General features: G+C 35.8%; 18 protein-coding genes and 2 riboswitches. Of the genes, 13 read left to right on the forward strand and 5 right to left on the reverse strand.

The window, feature by feature from the left end; genetic code table 11:
• The 11 genes from MHH66_RS05400 to glcK all read left to right on the forward strand — a co-directional run bounded on the left by MHH66_RS05400 (position 1) and on the right by glcK (position 12,146).
• Positions 1-2,127: a peptidoglycan D,D-transpeptidase FtsI family protein gene (locus MHH66_RS05400; protein ID WP_002015153.1), complete on the forward strand. Its 2,127-nt coding sequence runs from the start codon at positions 1-3 to the stop codon at positions 2,125-2,127.
• A gap of 520 nt (positions 2,128-2,647) precedes the next feature.
• Positions 2,648-3,565 (forward strand): PstS family phosphate ABC transporter substrate-binding protein, encoded by a 918-nt coding sequence (locus MHH66_RS05405; protein ID WP_002138359.1) that lies wholly within the window; start codon positions 2,648-2,650, stop codon positions 3,563-3,565.
• Positions 3,566-3,592: 27 nt separating this feature from the next.
• Entirely contained in the window at positions 3,593-4,543 is a 951-nt protein-coding gene (gene pstC / locus MHH66_RS05410) for a phosphate ABC transporter permease subunit PstC (RefSeq protein WP_078184437.1), read from the forward strand.
• Between the two features lies 1 nt (position 4,544).
• Positions 4,545-5,411 (forward strand): phosphate ABC transporter permease PstA, encoded by an 867-nt coding sequence (gene pstA / locus MHH66_RS05415; protein WP_078184436.1) that lies wholly within the window; start codon positions 4,545-4,547, stop codon positions 5,409-5,411.
• A 28-nt stretch (positions 5,412-5,439) separates the two neighbouring features.
• Positions 5,440-6,255, forward strand: a complete 816-nt coding sequence (gene pstB / locus MHH66_RS05420; RefSeq protein ID WP_002088644.1) for a phosphate ABC transporter ATP-binding protein — start codon at positions 5,440-5,442, stop codon at positions 6,253-6,255.
• Positions 6,256-6,580: 325 nt separating this feature from the next.
• Positions 6,581-7,237 (forward strand): phosphate signaling complex protein PhoU, encoded by a 657-nt coding sequence (gene phoU, locus MHH66_RS05425; RefSeq protein ID WP_002015145.1) that lies wholly within the window; start codon positions 6,581-6,583, stop codon positions 7,235-7,237.
• 345 nt (positions 7,238-7,582) lie between these two features.
• A complete protein-coding gene (locus MHH66_RS05430) occupies positions 7,583-9,937 on the forward strand; it encodes a sugar phosphate nucleotidyltransferase (RefSeq protein ID WP_002190680.1) in 2,355 nt (784 codons plus the stop codon).
• A gap of 69 nt (positions 9,938-10,006) precedes the next feature.
• Entirely contained in the window at positions 10,007-10,156 is a 150-nt protein-coding gene (gene rpmG / locus MHH66_RS05435; protein ID WP_001265616.1) for a 50S ribosomal protein L33, read from the forward strand.
• A gap of 104 nt (positions 10,157-10,260) precedes the next feature.
• On the forward strand, positions 10,261-10,839 hold the full coding sequence (locus MHH66_RS05440) for a 5-formyltetrahydrofolate cyclo-ligase (protein WP_063218896.1): 579 nt from the start codon (positions 10,261-10,263) through the stop codon (positions 10,837-10,839).
• 103 nt (positions 10,840-10,942) lie between these two features.
• Positions 10,943-11,143 (forward strand): YqgQ family protein, encoded by a 201-nt coding sequence (locus tag MHH66_RS05445; protein ID WP_002015140.1) that lies wholly within the window; start codon positions 10,943-10,945, stop codon positions 11,141-11,143.
• A gap of 19 nt (positions 11,144-11,162) precedes the next feature.
• Positions 11,163-12,146: a glucokinase gene (glcK, locus tag MHH66_RS05450; protein ID WP_002034037.1), complete on the forward strand. Its 984-nt coding sequence runs from the start codon at positions 11,163-11,165 to the stop codon at positions 12,144-12,146.
• 80 nt (positions 12,147-12,226) lie between these two features.
• Here the strand turns inward: glcK and MHH66_RS05455 are convergent, their stop codons facing one another.
• A complete protein-coding gene (locus tag MHH66_RS05455) occupies positions 12,227-12,397 on the reverse strand; it encodes a DUF2759 domain-containing protein (RefSeq protein WP_002034036.1) in 171 nt (56 codons plus the stop codon).
• A gap of 170 nt (positions 12,398-12,567) precedes the next feature.
• Here MHH66_RS05455 and MHH66_RS05460 point away from each other — a divergent pair, with 170 nt between their 5' ends.
• Together MHH66_RS05460 and MHH66_RS05465 are read left to right on the forward strand one after the other, a co-directional pair.
• Positions 12,568-13,197 carry an MBL fold metallo-hydrolase gene (locus MHH66_RS05460; RefSeq protein ID WP_002034035.1) on the forward strand — a complete coding sequence of 210 codons (630 nt, stop codon included), beginning with the start codon at positions 12,568-12,570 and terminating at the stop codon, positions 13,195-13,197.
• Positions 13,198-13,206: 9 nt separating this feature from the next.
• Entirely contained in the window at positions 13,207-14,319 is a 1,113-nt protein-coding gene (locus tag MHH66_RS05465) for a class I SAM-dependent methyltransferase (protein ID WP_063218897.1), read from the forward strand.
• 151 nt (positions 14,320-14,470) lie between these two features.
• Here MHH66_RS05465 and MHH66_RS05470 read toward each other — a convergent pair whose 3' ends face one another.
• The 4 genes from MHH66_RS05470 to metI form a co-directional block, all read right to left on the reverse strand.
• Complete coding sequence (locus tag MHH66_RS05470) at positions 14,471-14,761, reverse strand: ArsR/SmtB family transcription factor (RefSeq protein WP_000894375.1); 291 nt, start codon at positions 14,759-14,761, stop codon at positions 14,471-14,473.
• 433 nt (positions 14,762-15,194) lie between these two features.
• The gene (locus tag MHH66_RS05475; protein ID WP_063218898.1) at positions 15,195-15,707 is read right to left on the reverse strand and encodes a cysteine hydrolase family protein; all 513 of its coding nucleotides are present in this window, start codon (positions 15,705-15,707) and stop codon (positions 15,195-15,197) included.
• Between the two features lie 171 nt (positions 15,708-15,878).
• The gene (gene metC, locus MHH66_RS05480) at positions 15,879-17,042 is read right to left on the reverse strand and encodes a cystathionine beta-lyase (RefSeq protein WP_002184957.1); all 1,164 of its coding nucleotides are present in this window, start codon (positions 17,040-17,042) and stop codon (positions 15,879-15,881) included.
• On the reverse strand, positions 17,039-18,151 hold the full coding sequence (metI, locus tag MHH66_RS05485; protein ID WP_078184435.1) for a cystathionine gamma-synthase/O-acetylhomoserine thiolyase: 1,113 nt from the start codon (positions 18,149-18,151) through the stop codon (positions 17,039-17,041). The genes metC and metI overlap by 4 nt, the downstream gene beginning before the upstream one ends.
• A gap of 89 nt (positions 18,152-18,240) precedes the next feature.
• Positions 18,241-18,354: riboswitch (SAM riboswitch) on the reverse strand.
• Between the two features lie 202 nt (positions 18,355-18,556).
• Positions 18,557-18,666: riboswitch (SAM riboswitch) on the forward strand.
• The last annotated feature ends 29 nt before the right edge of the window (positions 18,667-18,695 follow it).

Genomic DNA, 18,695 nt, shown 5'->3' on the forward strand with positions numbered 1-18,695 from the left:
ATGAGCAAGAAGCAGAAACAACAAAAGAAAAAGACCCACGTTCCTTTTCGGTTAAACGTGTTGTTTTTTTGCGTGTTTTTAATGTTCTCCGCGGTTATTGTAAGGCTTGGATACGTACAAATTGTTCGTGGTGAGGAATATAAAAATGAAGTTGAGAAAAAAGAAAACTCAACGATAAGTAATCCTGTACCACGCGGGAAAATATTTGATCGTAATGGAGAAGCGGTCGTAGATAATGAGCCTATTCGTACAATTACATTTACAAAAATGAAGGGATCAACTGCAGCAGATCGCTTAGAGACGGCGAAAAAGTTAGCAGATTTAATTGAAGTCCCAACAGATAAGTTAACAGATCGCGATAAGAAAGATTATTGGCTTGCTTTACATAAAGAAGAAGCAGAAGCAAAAATCACAAAAAAAGATCGTGAAGAGTTTAAAGCGAATAAAATTGACGATAAAGAACTAGATGAACGTCAACGAAATCGTGTAACAGAAGAAGAGATTAATCAATTGTCAGCAAAAGATTTAGAAATATTGGCGATCAAAAGCAAGATGGAAAGCGGATATGCAATGACGCCGCAAATCGTTAAAAAAAATGCAACACCGGAAGAATACGCGATTATTAGTGAAAATTTAGCGAAATTACCAGGTGTAGATACAAATGTTGACTGGGAGCGAAAATATAAGTATGACGATATGTTCCGAAGTGTACTTGGTGGTGTAACTTCTTCTGATGAAGGGTTACCGAGAGAAAGATTAGATCACTATCTTGTTCGTGATTATAATCGTAACGATCGCGTAGGAAAAAGTTACCTTGAGCAACAGTACGAAGATAGTTTACACGGCACAAAAGCTGAAGTTAGAAATGTTACAGATAAAGACGGTAATATTTTAGAAACTATTAATGTGTCACAAGGACAACGAGGTAACGATCTGAATTTAACGATTGATATGAAATTACAAAAGCGCGTAGAAGAAATTCTTACAAAAAACTTAATGAGTTTTAAAGGGAGCGAACCTCTTTTAGACCGTGCATTCGTTGTAATGATGAACCCGAAAAATGGTGAAGTTTTATCTATGGCGGGGAAACAATTAGTGAACAAAGACGGCGAAACGAAAGTAGAGGATTTTGCATTAGGAACGATGACAAGTTCTTATCCGATGGGTTCAACTGTAAAAGGTGCGACAGTACTTACGGGGTATCAAACTGGTGCGATTCAACCTGGATCTGTACAGTTAGATGAACCAATTAAATTAAAAGGGACACCTACGAAGTCATCTTGGAAACAGATGGGGTATATTAATGACCTTACAGCGTTAAAACAGTCTTCAAACGTTTATATGTTTAAAACAGCGATGAATATCGCTGGGGTTCCATATGTACGAGGCGGTACGTTAGATATTCCGAAAAGTGCGTTCGATACTATGCGTTACTATTTTGGTCAGTTTGGACTTGGTGTGAAAACAGGCATTGATTTGCCAAATGAAACTGCTGGTCAAATAGGTAAAGGAAATCAACCAGGTTTCTTATTAGATTTATCAATCGGGCAGTATGATACGTATACACCGCTTCAATTAGCGCAATATATTTCGACGATTGCAAATGGTGGATATCGTATGCAACCACAAGTTGTAAAGGAAATTCGTCAGCCATCGGCGAAGCCAGAGGAAGTTGGAAAAGTGGTTCAATCCATGGAACCGAAAGTATTAAATCGTGTTGATATGCCTGAATCACAAATTAAACGTGTTCAAGAAGGATTTAGACAAGTGTTTAACGATACAGGTGGTACAGCTACAAAATACTTTGCAGGTGCACCATATAAAGCCGCTGGGAAAACAGGCACAGCTCAAACTGTATATGGCGGAGATAAAGAGATTGGTAGAAATGCAAAGGGTGAGCGTGTTGAAACATATAACTTAACATTAGTAGGTTATGCCCCGCTCGAAGATCCAGAAGTAGCATTTTCTGTTGTTGTGCCATGGGTACATGATGATAAAACAGGGATTAATGGATATATCAGTCGTCAAATAATGGACGCTTACTTTGATTTGAAAAAACAAGCATTAACTGGTGAAGCTCCGCAAGATGAAAAAGCGAAAAAAAATAAAAATCAAGATGATGAATAAAAAAGTTGTAAAAAAAGCACACTATCTGAAAAGATAGTGTGCTTTTTTTTATGCCTTACGCATATGGTTTAGTAAATGTGGACAAGCATAAAATATTGAAAAAACATGTAGTTTCAAAAACGATGAACACAACAAGATTAGTGCATACGCTCTAAGTTTGTTGTGTGTGATAGGCGATAGCAGTTTTATCCCGCGTTTGAGGGCGGTAAAACTCCCACCTCAAAATTCAGCTGGAGCAAAGAAGTTAGGTGGGAGCCCTGCTGCCCGTAAACGCCCGATTGGTGAAGGCTAATAATCAGTGGGGATGAACAAAACCCCCACTGATTAAAGTTTCGCTTTATGGATGATTAGAAAATTTCCTGCATCTAAAGTACAAAAGTGAAAATAAAGTATGTGTATACAGTTGTTTTTGTGGGACTTTACAAAACTTTTACAAATAATTAAAACCGAATTAATAGTTTAGCAGTATTCTTATATCTGTAATCCTGTTATTTCCGGTTACTTCTAGGAGGAAGAACACGTGAAATGGATGAGCGCATCGATTAAAGTTTTGACATTATCGACATGTTTCCTTTGTTTTAATATGTCTACTGCATTCGCTACAAATGAAATGGGAGAAGTGAGAGTTGATGGATCCTCAACGGTTTTCCCCATTATAGAGGCAGTAGCAGAGGAATATACAAAGGCCCATCCAAACGTGAAAATTTCTATTAGTATTTCTGGGACAGGGGGAGGATTTAATCGTTTCAGTAAAGGAGAAGTAGATATAAACAATGCTTCGAGATTGATGAAACCGGTAGAAGAAAATGCAATGCAGAAAAAATCCATTCAATTTACACCATTTGAGGTTGCTTATGACGGTCTAACGATTGTTGTGAATCGTCAAAATACGTGGGTAAACAATATGACGATAGACGAGTTACGTCTATTATGGAGTGAAAATGGAAGATTGAAACGATGGTCACAAATTCATTCATCATGGCCTCGTGAACAAGTTAAATTTTATGCGCCAGGCGTAGACTCTGGTACTTATGATTATTTCCAAAATGTTGTCTTACAAAATAATCGCCTTGTAAAAACGGTTTCTTTGTCTGAAGACGATCAAGTTATTATGCAAGGGGTAATGAATGATAAAAATGCCATTGCTTTTGTAGGATATGCTTATTATATGGCCAATCGAGATAAGGTAAAAGCAATACAGGTGGATGGTGTATTTCCAACGAAAGAGACCATTCAGTCGGGTACGTATAAGCCATTATCTAGGCCGCTATTTACGTATGTGAATCATGCATCTATCAGAAATAAAATTAATGTAGCAAATTATGTTGAGTTTATGATTAAGCATGTTGGAAGCCTTGCTGAAGAGGTCGGATATGTAAAATTACCAAAAGAAAAATATAATGAACAGCTGCGAATGCTAACAGAAATAAAAAGGTAATGTCAGGGTGGAAAGGGGTTTTCATCTTTGGCTCATAATGACAAAAGTCAAATTACATTTTCTGTACAACATTTGATTGAGAGAAATACAAATAGAAGAAAAAAAACGCAGCGAATCAATCGAATTGTTCCGTTAATACTAAAAGCCATTGCTAGCGTGTCCATTGTAACGACACTTGGAATTATTATTACGTTGGCAAATGAAACAATCATGTTTTTTCAAAAGATATCATTGTATTCTTTTTTGACAGAGAAGGAATGGTTACCTTTTTTTGAAGATCCCAAATTCGGTATATTGCCACTTATATGTGGAACAATCCTTGTAACAGCAATTGCCATGTTCGTAGCAATTCCTATTGGTTTAGGTTGTGCCGTGTTTTTAAGCGAATACGCTTCGAATGGCGCTCGGAAAATATTAAAACCGTTGTTAGAGCTACTAGCAGGCATCCCGACAATTGTATATGGTTTTTTCGCGTTAACAGTTGTCACACCACTTTTACAACGGGTTATACCAGATTTGCAGTTTTTTAATGCTATTAGTCCAGGTATTGTTATAGGGTTTATGATGATACCGACGATTGCGTCTCTCTCTGAAGATGCGATGAGAGCTGTAGCGAAAGGAATTAAAGAAGCCTCATTAGCGCTAGGAGCAACTCGTTTTGAGATGGTAAAACAAGTGGTGTTTCCATCGGCTTTTACGGGCATAATGGCAGCGATTATATTAGCAGCTTCCAGGGCAATTGGTGAAACGATGATTGTTGTTATTGCAGCTGGATCAACACCTAATGTATCGATAGATCCGACTCATTCTATTCAAACATTAACAGCCTATATTGTACAAGTGAGTTTAGGTGATGCTCCGCACGGAACGATTACTTATTACAGCATGTATGCTGTAGGTGCAACGTTATTTATGTTTACTTTTATTATGAATATCATTTCGCAATATATTATGCGCCGTTTTAGGAGGTTGGCATAATATGCGAATGTTAAACCATAAGAACATACAAGAAAATATGGCATCGCGTTTTTTAAAGGATCGGATTTACAAGTGTTTGTTTTATATAGCAATTTTGTTTTCAGTAGTAATACTTTTTATATTGCTTTTTCAAATTTTTGAAAAAGGTATAAGTTATCTTTCAATAGATTTCTTTACAAACTTCGCCTCACGTAATCCGAGAGAAGCTGGGATTGTCGCTGCTTTGTCAGGAACAATACTATTTATGAGCATTGTTATACCAGTCTCTTTTATATTTGGAGTCGGAACAGCTCTTTATTTAGAGCATTATGCGAAGGAGTCCGTTTTTAAAAGGTTGATTGAATTAAATAATCAAACATTAGCAGGGGTACCTTCCGTTGTGTTTGGTTTACTCGGGTTAACTATTTTCGTATACGCTCTCCATTTGGGAGAGAGCATAATGGCAGCGGCACTGACGATGAGTTTACTCGTCTTACCAACTGTTGTTGTAGCTAGTCAAGAAGCGATTAGAACTGTGCCGAGCTCATTACTAGAGGCTTCTTACGGATTAGGTGCTACGAAATGGCAAACGATGTATCGAATTGTATTGCCAGTCGCTTTGCCAGGGATTGTAACGGGATGTACGTTAGCGGTATCGAGAGCAATTGGTGAGGCAGCACCATTATTAGTTATTGGGGCCCTTGCCTTTGCAAATTATGTTCCGTTCAGTATGTTTGATAGATTTACGGTTTTACCAATTCAAATTTTTAATTGGATGAGTAGACCACAAGAAGAATTTCAGTATGTAGCAGCAGCTGGGATGATTGTTTTGCTAGGATTGTTGCTCTTTATAAATATATTTGTCTTATGGTTACGAAATCGAAAATAAGTTGGAAGTGGATGAAAGGGGAATTCAAATGGTAGCAACAGTAGTAAATGTACAGGTGAAAAATGAGAAAAAGATTGAGACAGCACCAAAAAAAATAGTATTTGATACGAAAAATTTAAATTTATGGTACGGAGAAGACCATGCTTTAAAAGATATCAACTTAAGTATTCATGAGAATGAAGTAACAGCGATTATCGGTCCGAGTGGTTGTGGGAAATCAACATACTTAAAAACGCTAAATCGTATGGTAGAGTTAGTGCCTATCGTTCGAACTACGGGCGTTATCGAATATAGAGAACGAAACATATTTGATAAATCATATCCGGTTGAAGAATTACGTACGCATGTGGGTATGGTGTTCCAAAAGCCAAATCCATTCCCAAAATCTATTTATGAAAATGTAGCATATGGTCCGAAAATCCATGGTGTTCGTGACAAAAAAACACTTGATGAAATTGTTGAAAATAGCTTGCGCGGCGCAGCTATTTGGGATGAGTTAAAAGATCGTTTGCATGATAATGCATACGGTTTATCTGGTGGTCAGCAACAACGTCTATGCATTGCACGCTGCTTAGCGATTGAGCCAGACGTAATTTTAATGGATGAGCCAACATCGGCGCTAGATCCAATTTCAACATCAAAAGTAGAAGAATTAATTCAGGAGTTAAAGAAAGATTTTAGTATTGTTATCGTAACGCACAACATGCAACAAGCAGCACGAATTTCAGATAAAACTGCTTTCTTCTTAAGTGGAGAAGTTGTGGAATATACAGATACGAACAAATTATTTACAACACCTGCAGATAAGCGTACAGAAGACTACATTACAGGACGATTTGGTTGATATCGCTAGCAAGGCTAAGAGTAAATGCCCTCTTAACAGAGGGCATTTCTCATTTTCACCTCATTTTAAATAGAGGAGTAATATTTCTCTTTTCTCAAGGCTTAATAAACATGCAAGAGGCTGGGTAGGGGATTTATCCCGCATTAACGGGCAGTAAAACTCCCAACTCAAAACTCGGCTGGAACAAAGAAGTTAGTTGGGAGTCGGGCTGCCCATAAACGCCCGATTGGTGAAGGCTAATAATCAGTGGGGGATGAAAAACCCCCACACTGATTAAAGTTTCACTTTATATAAAATGGCACATAATATTGAGGGGGAAGAAATGATGGTAAGAGAACAGTTTCAATGTGATTTAAAAACGTTACAGCAAAAGGTGATCGAGCTTGGTGAGTTAGCAAGTGGAGCTTTATTGATTGCTATGGAAGGTCTTCACAACAGGGATGTAGAGAAAGCGTTAGAAGTCATTGATGGAGATTATCGCATGGATAATTTAGAAGAGGAAATAAATGACCTTGCGCTTATGCTTATTACAAAGCAGCAGCCTGTAGCAAGTGATTTAAGAAGAATTTTCATTTCAATTAAAACAGCGACAGATTTAGAACGTATTGCAGACCATGCTGTTAATATTGCGAAATCAACAATTCGTCTTGGTGAAAAAGAAGTGGTTGTTAGTTTACATAATCTTGAGGAAATGTTTGAGATTGCTCATAAGATGTTAAATTTAGCATTAGAAGCATATGAGCAAGAAAATTTAACTTTTGCTAAACAAATTGCTGAAATGGATGATTCAGTTGATGAAATTTATGGGAAGGCGATTCGTGAATTTATTTCATCTATCCCTGGACAACCAGAAGCGATTACACAAATTACACAACTATCCTTTGTTGCAAGATATATTGAGCGTGTAGCAGACCATGTTACAAATATTGCCGAGAATGTATTTTATGTAGTAAAAGGAAAGCATTATTTATTGAATGAGTAGGGGGAAAAGTAGGTGATGAGAAATCACCTGCTTTTTTTAGTCAAAACATGACAAAAAAAGCTCGTTGTTTCCTTTAGTCTATGATGATAAGATGTATCATAATTAATGGAAAAATAAGTACATATATGTTAGTTACGTTTTATTAATTATTTTACCAAGTTAATGGTAAGCGCTTTCTTTTTGATGGGAGTTAAAAGGTACATTTATTTATAAAGTGAGGCTTTAATTAGTGGGGCTGTCTCTCGCTGATTGTTAGATCATACTAAACCGGAATTTTACTGCAGTTAATGTGGGGTAAATGATATACGGAGTTCTTGAACATTATATAAGTGGAGGCTGAAGTATATGAAGGGGGTTATTTTAGCTGGAGGAAAAGGGAGACGCCTTAGACCATTAACATGTAATACTCCAAAACCGATGTTACCATTGTTAGAAAAACCAGTTCTTGAATATAATATTGAATTATTACGTCAGCATGGTATTCGTGAAATTGCAATTACAGTTCAATATATGAGTACTGCCATTAAGCAATACTTTGGTGATGGTAGTAAGTGGGGAGTTAACTTGTATTATTTTGAAGATTCTCCTCCGCTTGGAACAGCAGGGAGTATTAAGCAAGCGGAAAGTTTTTTAGATGAAACATTTGTTGTTATTAGTGGGGATGCACTAACTGACTTTCAATTATCAGAAGGAATTGCATTTCATGAACAGAAGAAGAGAATGGTAACAATGTTTGTGAAAGAAGTAGAAAACCCACTCTCATTTGGCTTAGTTGTAATGAATAAAGAACAAGAAATTATACGATATATAGAAAAGCCGAGCTGGAATGAGGTAGTTTCTAATATTGTGAATACAGGTATTTATATAATGGAGCCAGAAATCTTTTCTTACATACCATCCATGGAATTTTCGGATTTCAGTCATGATGTGTTTCCTTTATTGGCAAATAAAAATGCTTTATTTGCATATTTATCAGAAGACTATTGGCTAGATATTGGTACATTTGATCAATATCGGCAAGCTCAATTCGATTTGTTGACGAAAAAATTGAAGGTGCCTATTCCATATACAGAAGTATTACCGATGGTGTGGATGGGAGAAGGTGTAACGATAGGAAAAGGGACGAAAATTCATGGCCCTTCTTTTATTGGAGAAGGAGCAATGATTGGTGCAGGGGCTGTAATTGAACCGTACTCTATTATCGGGAAAAATAGTATCGTTTCAAGTTATTCTCATCTTCAAAAAAGCATTATTTTTGCAAATTCACATATAGGAAAAAATTGTGAGTTGTTAGAAACAACAATAGGAGATCATACAATGGTCGAAGATGATGTTACACTTTTTCAAAAAAGTATTGTAGCGGATCATTGTCATATAGGGAAAAGTACAGTAATTAAGCAAAAAGGAAAAATATGGCCATATAAGGAGATAGATAGTCATTCGATAGTAGGTTCTGCCGGTGTTAAAGAGAGTGAAAAGAGTGCAGGATGGTTACAAAAAAGCCGAATTGTAGGAAGGGGTAATGTTGAAATTACTCCTCAATTTATTGTGAAAGTTGCAATGGCTTATGGATCTCTTTTTGCCAAAGGGGAGAGTATATTGATTGGAAGTCAGGAAAATATAGAAACAACTTCCTTTAAAAATTTATTCCTCCATGCCATTCATGGCAGCGGGATTCATACGATGGAATGTAAAGAAATGAATGAGTCGCTTTTTCAGTATGCCATTCATAATTTGCAATGTGCAGGTGGAGTTTTCGTTCAAGTGGAAAGCAAAAGAGGGATTGTTATACAACTGTATGGCAAGGAGGGCTCGTTTTTAACGTATAAGCAGCAAAAAGAGATAGAACAAGTATATATGTCTGAGTCGTTTTATTACGCTTCTGAGAAAGAACTGGGGCGAAATAAGCTAGTTCACGTTTCTGCAAATAATTATGTAGAAGCTGTGTTAGAGCGTATTGATATTGAAACGATACAAAAACAGAAGTTTCATCTTCTTATTAATAAGAGAAATGATATGTTACAACATTTACTTATGATTTTTTTGCAAAGGCTCGGATGCACAGTTACATGGATTTATGCGGGCGAACAAAAGCATCATGTGAAAGCCTTGATGAAATCAAGTAAAGCAAATATGGCACTTATGTTTTCAGAGCAAGGAAATTATTTCGAGTTATATGATAATCATAGTAATATTTACCAGGGAACAGATTTTGAAGAGGTAGATATTCCAGATTTATTACTTGAATCGGCAGGAAATATTTACCCGATGTCTTTGAAATTAGGAGAATGTTACCTTCTATTTTATACGCAGGATGAAAAAAAGTCGTTTCAAGCGAGATGGAAGCGAGATATTTTATATCGAATTGGAAAATTATTCGAGCTAATAGCATTGCAGGGAAAAACATTTCTCAGCATAGTAGAGCAATCACCTCCGCTCTATCTACTTTGTGATGAAGTTGTATGTTCATGGAATGAAAAAGGGAAAGTAATGAGGAAATTATTGGCTGATATGGAAAGAAAGGAAGAAGGTATATTTGAAGGAGTACAGTTCAAATATACCGAAAAAGAGTGGTCTTATATCGTTTCTGACACAAAACAACCGAAATTTTTAGTGTATTCGCATGCTAGAAACCCAGTAATAGCAAGGGAAAACATGAAAAATCTTATAGAAAAAATTAGACAATATCAAAAGGTGTAGAATTTTTATTTTAAAAGTGGTATTATAGTATAGTCTGATTTAAGTTATTAGTACTGGAGGGAAATAAGAATGCGTGTGAATATTACTCTAGCATGTACAGAATGCGGAGATCGTAACTATATCTCAAAGAAAAACAAACGTAACAACGCTGAGCGTATCGAGCTTAAAAAGTATTGCAAGCGTGACAAGAAGTCTACGTTACACCGTGAAACAAAGTAAGCAGTAGGAATATTTTCCTACTGTTTCTTTTTTTATTCGGTTCCTCTGTTAAAAGTGATACACTATCATCGTAGAGCAAAGTGTCACTGTGAGGGGGAAAATGTGTGAGAGAAGAGAAACTACGTTTACGTAAACAAATAATAGAACACATGAATTCTTTATCAGAAGAACGGTATACAACTTTATCAGAGCAAATTGCAGCTTCGTTGTATGCGCAAAAAGAGTGGGTTGAAGCTAAAACAATTGGAATCACCCTCTCGATGGAGCATGAAGTGAATACATATCCTATTATCGAAAAAGCTTGGGAAGAAGGAAAGAAAGTTGTTGTTCCGAAGTGTAATAAAGGAACACGAACGATGTCTTTCCGGAAAATTAGTAATTTTGATCAATTAGAAACAGTGTATATGAATTTACGTGAACCAATTCCAGCCCTTACGGAAGAAGTGAATGCAGATGAAATTGATCTTCAAATCGTGCCAGGCGTAGCTTATACAGAGCGAGGAGAACGGATTGGATATGGCGGTGGCTATTATGATCGTTATCTCGTGCATTATAAAGGGAAAGCGCTATCATTAGCTTATAGTTTTCAAATGGTAGAACATATTCCAGTAGAGCCATTTGATAAAAATGTAGAAAAAATTATTACAGAAAAAGGAACAATGGTTAAAATTGGGCTTGTATAGACAAATAAAAATTGACGAGACTTTTTCTTCGTGATTATAATAAAATATGTGAACGTTTTCTTATTATAATTTTTTATAGTAAGTGAGCATAGAGGGTGATGAAATGATATCCATTTATGATATTCAGCAATTGCTAAAGAAATTTGGCACGATTATTTATACGGGTGATCGAATCGCTGATTTACAATTAATGCAAGATGAATTGCGTGAATTAAATCAATCACAGCTAATCGATCCACAAGACTATCAAACAGCTTTATTTTTGTTGAAGCAAGAAATTCAAAAAGAAATAAATAAGAAATAGATAAAGGTAGGTACGTAACATGGAAGAGAAATGGTTAGTTGGTGTTGACCTTGGTGGTACAACGATTAAATTAGCATTTATTAATGTGTACGGTGAAATTTTACATAAGTGGGAAATCCCTACGAATACAAATGAACAAGGAAAACATATTACACTTGATGTAGCGAAAGCTATTGATAAAAAGTTAGAAGAATTAGGTGAATTAAAAAGTAAGCTAATTGGTATTGGTATGGGAGCTCCTGGTCCTGTACATGTGGCATCTGGAATGATTTATGAAGCGGTTAATTTAGGATGGAAAAACTATCCGTTAAAAGATTTACTAGAAGTAGAAACGGGATTACCTGTTGTTATTGATAATGATGCAAACTTAGCGGCGCTTGGTGAAATGTGGAAAGGTGCTGGTGAAGGAGCAAAAGATTTAATTTGTATGACACTTGGCACTGGTGTTGGTGGTGGTGTTATCGCCAATGGTGAGATTGTACATGGTATAAGCGGTGCTGCTGGTGAGATTGGACATATTACAGTTGTTACAGAGAACGCTTTTCCATGTAATTGCGGGAAGTCGGGTTGTTTAGAAACGGTAGCCTCTGCAACAGGTATTGTACGTGTTGCTATGCAACAAATACAAGAGACAGATAAAGAAAGTGTTTTACGTTCTATGTTAGCAGAAGAAGGGCTTATTACATCAAAAGATGTGTTTGAAGCGCTTGGACAAGGTGACGAACTAGCAGGTGAAGTAGTGGAAAAAGTAGCTTCTTATTTAGGATTAGCTGTAGCGAACCTTGCTAGTACGTTGAACCCAGAGAAAATCGTAATTGGTGGTGGCGTATCTAAAGCTGGAGACGCACTATTAGAGCCAATTCAACGTTATTTCGAGCAATATGCTTTCTCTCGTGCTGTAAAGAGCACAAAGTTAGCAATTGCAATACTTGGTAATGATGCAGGTGTAATTGGAGGAGCGTGGCTTGTAAAAAAGCACAAATACGAGGCGAAGATGATATAAGTTGTGAATAATGAAAAGAGGAAGGGGCCCCCTTCCTCTTTTTATGCAAGATCTTGTTGGAGAATAAAAATGTAAATGGATTAAGCTGGTGGGTACCCATTATATAGAACAGTCATGATTGTAAACCATCCGAAAACAAGTACGGTTGCAATAGCGAAGCCACCCGCGAATAAGTTTTTTTCGCGAAGTGTTCTAAGCGTAGCAAATACAGCTAACAGAGTGACTAGCGTAAAAATAATAACAAGGCCCATACAATATCCTCCTCTGTCTACTCATTCCTTAAAATGAGTTTTTAGAATATTTACTCTTTTATATTGTACATGTTTTAAAAATGATTGTCGAGATAACACGCCTTCTTTTCCTAAGAGAAAGAAATGTTGTATCATTAAAAGTAAATTAAATAACTGGAGGAGATTTTCATATGAAATGGATACAAATGCCTTTAGGCCCATTACAAACAAATGCTTATATTTTAACGAATGATCAAAATGAGTGTATTATTTTTGATCCTGGTCATGAAGGAGAGAAACTTGTTACATATTTACAGGAAGCACAGTTAAAGCCACTTGCGGTTTTATTAACACATGCTCATTTCGATCATATTGGTGCTGTTGATGCCGTGAGAGACGCTTTTCATATTCCGGTATACGTACATAAAGAAGAAGCGAATTGGTTAGGCGATGCAACTGTGAATGGCTCGCAAATTTTTATGATGAACCGCAGTATTACAGCAAAACCAGCAGATCATATTATCGACGAAGAGGGTACATTAACGATCAGTTCTTTTAGTTTTGAAATTTTTGAGACACCAGGACATTCTCCAGGAAGTATCTCTTATTATAGTAAAGAAGCGAATGCTGTATTTTCTGGAGATGTATTGTTCCAAATGAGTATTGGAAGAACGGATTTACCTGGTGGAAGTTTTGCTGAATTAATTGGAAGTATTGAAGAGAAATTATTTGTATTACCAGATGAAACAGCGGTGCTATGTGGACACGGTCCAGAAACAAGCATTGGTTTTGAAAAAGAAAATAATCCATTTTTACAATAAGGAGTCATTATGGAGATGGAGCTCATTTTAAGAGAATGGATGGGAAAAGAAAAGGATCATTCGATTTCATATAGTACGTATATGAACCTCGTATTATATGCAGAGGAATATGGGTATTATATGAGAGAACGTGAAAAAATTGGAAGACAGGGAGATTTTTTTACGAGTAGCAATGTATCTTCTGTATTTGCGAAGACTTTTGCTAAGTTTTTTATTCGGCTTGTTGAAAAGGGAGAAGTTTTTCCAAATATTTGTGAGATTGGTGGGGGAACAGGAAAGTTTGCCTATGATGTTTTACAAGAATGGAAACAATTATCTCCGGAAACCTTTATCAATTTAAACTATTCAATTATTGAAGTGAGCCCTTTTCATAGAAGGCTACAACAGGAGAGGCTTTGCTTATTTGATAATGTGTCGTATTATACATCTTATATTGAAATGGGAGAGTCTTTCGAAGGAATTATTTTTTCGAATGAATTATTTGATGCGTTTCCTGTTGAGATAGTTGAGAAAAGAAATGGAATTTTGTATGAAGTACGTATCACGTATACAGATGAAGGAAACCTTACAGAAGTATTTAGACCGATAGAGAAAAGAGTCGGTCGTTACTTATTGAAATATAACATTCATATTGCCGAGGGACAGCGCTTTGAAGTGCCTATTGCAATGGAAGAGTATATAGAAGAGATTGCGAAATGGTTTCAGAAAGGTATATGTATTACAGTTGATTATGGATATACAAAAGAAGAATGGATGCATCCTGCACATCGTGAAGGAAGTTTAAGAGGATATTATAAGCACAAGCTAATTCGTAATCCTCTTGCATATCCAGGAGAAATGGACCTTACTACGCATGTTCATTGGGATGAGTTGAAGATGAATTTTGAGCTACAAGGAATTAATACGATATGGCATAGGAAGCAATCAGAGTTTTTGTTAGCAGCAGGAATATTAGATCAGCTTGCTAGCCATCAAGATACCAACCCTTTTTCTGAAACTCAAAAACTAAATAGAGCTATTCGCTCTATGATTTTGAACGGAGGATTAGGTAATGCTTTCGATGTTGTTATACACACAAAAGATATGAAGAATTTACTTTTGAATCAATATTTAACAATATGAAAAAAAACAAGACACAGTATTTTCTGTGTCTTGTTTTTTAATACGACTTTTAATTATGTAGCATTATATATTTTCTCTCATGATATATATTTATATTAAAGATATGAGATGAAAAATATAGAATACACTCTTTTTCTCTGTCTATAGGTCCCTAACCTAATAATACGCGAACGAGTTGAATGATTGTTTCGTTTTCTACTTTGTAGTAAATTTCCAATCCTTTTCTTTCACTAGAAACGATTTTAGCACTTTTTAACTTTGCTAAATGCTGTGAAATTGTAGATTGTGGCATGTTTAAGCCTGTGTACATTGTAGAAACGTTGCTTGGGCCACGTTCAATTAATCCCTTTACAATACATAAGCGAACAGGATGAGCAAGCACTTTCAATAATTCTGCATTGCTTTCATATAGTTCTATTTCTTTTTGAAAGGTTTCTAACATGTTCTTTTCCACCTCCGTGTGAGCTGTTATACCATACTATACATACCAAAAAATCAAAGAAAAGAAAACAGTTGTTGCAGAAAAAAAGTCCTAAAGTAAAGAAATTGTAAGAAAAGAGACCCTGATGTAAATAAAATAGATAAATTTGCACAGTTTTGTAAAATGACATTTTTGAGTGAAAATTTTGATGCGTTTCAAAAATTGAAAGATATAGATATATTCGTAACACAATTTTATCATGATTTTCTTATTCTTTCAAATGAATATACAAAATTTTTAAAATAATATGAAAAAGGAATTATAATGTTATATATAGAATATATAACAGGTTAAAAGAAAAGAAGCTGATTATGATTAGCTTCTTTATGATGATAATGAAATGTTTGGATGTAACTGATAAATCTTAGAATAATCAAGTCATTAGTCATTTATTCTAGAGTTCATCTTTTATCAACTTTAAAAATCTGTGATTCCATATATTCTCATGAAAATTAATTGTCTCTTTTGCGGACATAAATGGATTATTTAACGTAGAGGTTGTTTTCTGTACCATGAAGTTTTCGTATCCCAGTCCATGGGCAAATTTAATCGTAGCATCCATACAGTACTCTGTTTGGGCACCACAGAATTCAATACGATGTACAGATAATTGGTCTAAAATCTCTTTTAAGTTCGTTTTATAAAATGAATTTGCATGTGTTTTTCTTACAAAAAAATCTTGTGCTTGAACATCTAGATCGGTATGAATAGCCCAAAGTTCTTTTTCGGGTACCAAATCATCATCACAATGTTGAACAAAAATGATTGGTTTATTTGATTTTCTGTATGAAGAAATTCTTTTATTTACTTTTGTAAGTAAATTTTGTAAATCGAATAAATGCTCTTCGCTATAACATACCCCATTTTGTAAATCGATAACGATTAAAATATCTGCACAAGTATCCATTATTTTTACCCCTTTTTTATTTCTTAATATATCAATTAATCCATTACTTGGAAATAGATAATGCATTTTTATTTTTTTATGGACTATAACAGAAAGAGAAACATTAAAATGAATATGCTAGACAGCATAAAAAGAAGATATAAAAACTTAATTTCATATCTTCTTTTCTCTCTATGCATTTACAGGTTCTTCGACATAAGAAAGAGCATTTTCGAAATCGGATATTAAATCGTTAACATTTTCAAGACCAACCGATAAACGAAGTAATGAATTGGAAATCCCTCTTTCATCACGTGCTTCCTGTGATAAAGCTGCATGTGACATTTTTGCTGGATATGAAAGAATAGATTCAACAGCTCCTAGACTAACCGCAAAAACGGGTAGTTTAACTTTTGATAAAAATTGGCGCAGTGCATCTTCGGATTGTAAGGTGAAAGATAAAACAGCCCCAGCTGATGTTGCTTGAGTTTGTTGAATACTATAGCCAAGATGTGATTGTAATCCAGGGTAATAGACATTTTGAACTTTAGAGTGCTCTTGTAAAAAATGTGCGATTTTGTTGGCACCTGCAGCTGAATGTTCGAGACGTACATGCAATGTTTTAATGCCGCGAAGCACGAGAGAACAATCTTGCGGTCCTAAAATAGCGCCGAATGCATTTTGTAAAAATCCAAGTTTTTGAGCGAGTTCGGCATCTTTTACAACTGCTAATCCGGCAGTAACATCACTATGACCGGCAATGAATTTTGTGGCACTATGAAGAACGACATCGGCGCCAAGGTCAAGTGGCTTCTGGAATAGTGGTGTCAAAAATGTATTATCAACAAATGTAAGAGCACCAATAGATTTTGCGAGTTTAGAAACCTCGCGAATATCTGTCACTTTTAAAAGTGGGTTAGATGGTGTTTCTACATAAAAGAGCTTCGTATTCGGTTTGATATTTTGTTTTATTGCCTCTAAATTGGTCATATCAACAAATGTATGTGAAACACCGTAACGAGAGAGAACTTCAGTTATAATTCGGTAAGTGCCTCCATATACATCTTCTGAAATAAGAACATGGTCACCTTGTGAAAGAAGGAGAAATGCAGTAGAAATGGCTGCAATGCCTGATGCAAAGGCAAATCCTTTTGTCCCGCCTTCTAATAAAGCAATGATATCTTCAAGAGCTTCACGTGTTGGATTTCCAGATCTACTATAGTCATACTTTCCGAAAGCATCTACATCAAACTGATGGAATGTTGATGTGTTATAGATGGGAACGTTAACAGCTCCTGTGTGTGAGTCATGCTTGTATTGATTATGCAGTAAAAGCGTATCTATGGAATAACTCATATTCTTACACCTTCTTTTACAAGTTTAATTGCTTGCTTTAAGTCTTGAATTAAGTCATTGCTATTTTCGATGCCGACTGAAAAACGGAGAAGACGATTACACACACCACGTGCTGTTCGAACATCTTCTGGAATATCGGCATGAGTTTGCGTTGCTGGATAAGTCATTAAACTTTCGACACCGCCAAGACTTTCAGCAAATGTAATTAAGGATAAAGATTGTAAGAAAGGATTAATCCAAGTTTCATCTTGAAGGCGAAATGAAATCATACCACCTCTTCCTGGATAAAATACATCTGTCACACCATCTTCATCATTTAAATAAGCAACAATTGCATGAGCGTTTTTTTCATGCTGTTTCATGCGAAGTGCTAAAGTCTTCATGCCTCGAATTAATAGCCATGAATCAAACGGGCTTAAGACAGCACCAGAGGCATTATGATAATGAGCAAGCTCCTCGCAAAGAGATTTCCCTTTCGCAACGACAAGTCCGCTTAGTACATCGTTATGACCGCCTAAATATTTAGTTGCGCTATGAAGGACGATGTTTGCACCTTCTGTTAATGGTTGCTGTATATAAGGTGTATAGAACGTGTTATCTACAATAAGAAGTAGTCCGTGCCTTTTCGCTACACTTGCTACACTTACGATATCAGTTACTTGCATTAATGGATTAGTCGGTGTTTCTATGAAAATAGCCTTCGTTTGAGATGTGATTGCTTGCTCAATTTGTTTAATAGATTGTGTATCTACGTATCTACATCGAATATTCCACTTGTCTTCATGTTCGGAAAATAGACGATATGTTCCCCCGTATAAGTCTTCAGATACGATAAGCTCATCTCCTGAACGGAATAGTGAAAGGACAAGGAGAACAGCCGCCATTCCTGAACTACAGGCATACCCTTGCTCACCGCTTTCTAAGTCTGCAATTGCCTGTTCTAAAAGGCCACGAGTCGGATTTCCAGTTCTTGAATAGTCAAATCCAGTAGATTTACCAATTCCTTCGTGACGATAAGCAGTTGAGAAATAAACAGGTGGATTAACCGTTCCTGTTGTAGCTTCGCTACGGTTCCCGATTTGTGCTAGTTTTGTTTCGATTGTTGACATGTGAAAATTCCCCCTTTTTAAAGTGAACGACGAAGTGAAAATAAAAAAAGCCTTCTAAGAAGAAGGCTTTCGGATTGAATAGAGTCTTCTTCTCATCTGTCAAATCTTTCACAATTTGCTGGAATTAGCACCTTATTAACGAATGAATGTTAATGGTTGCTGAGGCGTCAAAGGGCCAGTCCCTCTACCTCTCTAGATAAGAATGTTCGTATGAAATTTTATTATGGTTTTAACTTTACAACAAAAGATAATTGAATTGCAACTTTATTTTAAATAATTTTTATTTTTCCGCAAGTGTCATTGACTTTTATTTTAGTGCGTGCTAAATTTATAAAAAATTAACAAACATTGTTAAAAGGGGAACGTATTTCCTTTTAGCTACATAAATAAAATAATAAAGACAAACTCTTATTGAGAGCGGTGGAGGGAAAGGCCCTGTGAAACCCGGCAACCTTCAAACTAAATGTTTGAAACGGTGCTAAAACCTGCAAAACGTGTGTTTTGCATAATAAGAGGAGGAACAATTATGTCCCCCTCTTCAAAG

Origin of the sequence: Bacillus sp. FSL H8-0492 (assembly GCF_038006145.1) — a bacterium.
Taxonomy (GTDB): domain Bacteria; phylum Bacillota; class Bacilli; order Bacillales; family Bacillaceae_G; genus Bacillus_A; species Bacillus_A mycoides.

Bases quoted from the DNA above. Each gene is read 5' to 3' on its own strand.
- MHH66_RS05400 (WP_002015153.1), top strand. From the start codon at position 1: ATGAGCAAGAAGCAGAAACAACAAAAGAAAAAGACCCACGTTCCTTTT.
- pstA (WP_078184436.1), top strand. From the start codon at position 4,545: ATGCGAATGTTAAACCATAAGAACATACAAGAAAATATGGCATCGCGT.
- pstB (WP_002088644.1), top strand. From the start codon at position 5,440: ATGGTAGCAACAGTAGTAAATGTACAGGTGAAAAATGAGAAAAAGATT.
- phoU (WP_002015145.1), top strand. From the start codon at position 6,581: ATGGTAAGAGAACAGTTTCAATGTGATTTAAAAACGTTACAGCAAAAG.
- MHH66_RS05430 (WP_002190680.1), top strand. From the start codon at position 7,583: ATGAAGGGGGTTATTTTAGCTGGAGGAAAAGGGAGACGCCTTAGACCA.
- rpmG (WP_001265616.1), top strand. From the start codon at position 10,007: ATGCGTGTGAATATTACTCTAGCATGTACAGAATGCGGAGATCGTAAC.
- MHH66_RS05445 (WP_002015140.1), top strand. From the start codon at position 10,943: ATGATATCCATTTATGATATTCAGCAATTGCTAAAGAAATTTGGCACG.
- glcK (WP_002034037.1), top strand. From the start codon at position 11,163: ATGGAAGAGAAATGGTTAGTTGGTGTTGACCTTGGTGGTACAACGATT.
- MHH66_RS05455 (WP_002034036.1), bottom strand. From the start codon at position 12,397: ATGGGCCTTGTTATTATTTTTACGCTAGTCACTCTGTTAGCTGTATTT.
- MHH66_RS05460 (WP_002034035.1), top strand. From the start codon at position 12,568: ATGAAATGGATACAAATGCCTTTAGGCCCATTACAAACAAATGCTTAT.
- MHH66_RS05465 (WP_063218897.1), top strand. From the start codon at position 13,207: ATGGAGATGGAGCTCATTTTAAGAGAATGGATGGGAAAAGAAAAGGAT.
- MHH66_RS05470 (WP_000894375.1), bottom strand. From the start codon at position 14,761: ATGTTAGAAACCTTTCAAAAAGAAATAGAACTATATGAAAGCAATGCA.
- MHH66_RS05475 (WP_063218898.1), bottom strand. From the start codon at position 15,707: ATGGATACTTGTGCAGATATTTTAATCGTTATCGATTTACAAAATGGG.
- metC (WP_002184957.1), bottom strand. From the start codon at position 17,042: ATGAGTTATTCCATAGATACGCTTTTACTGCATAATCAATACAAGCAT.
- metI (WP_078184435.1), bottom strand. From the start codon at position 18,151: ATGTCAACAATCGAAACAAAACTAGCACAAATCGGGAACCGTAGCGAA.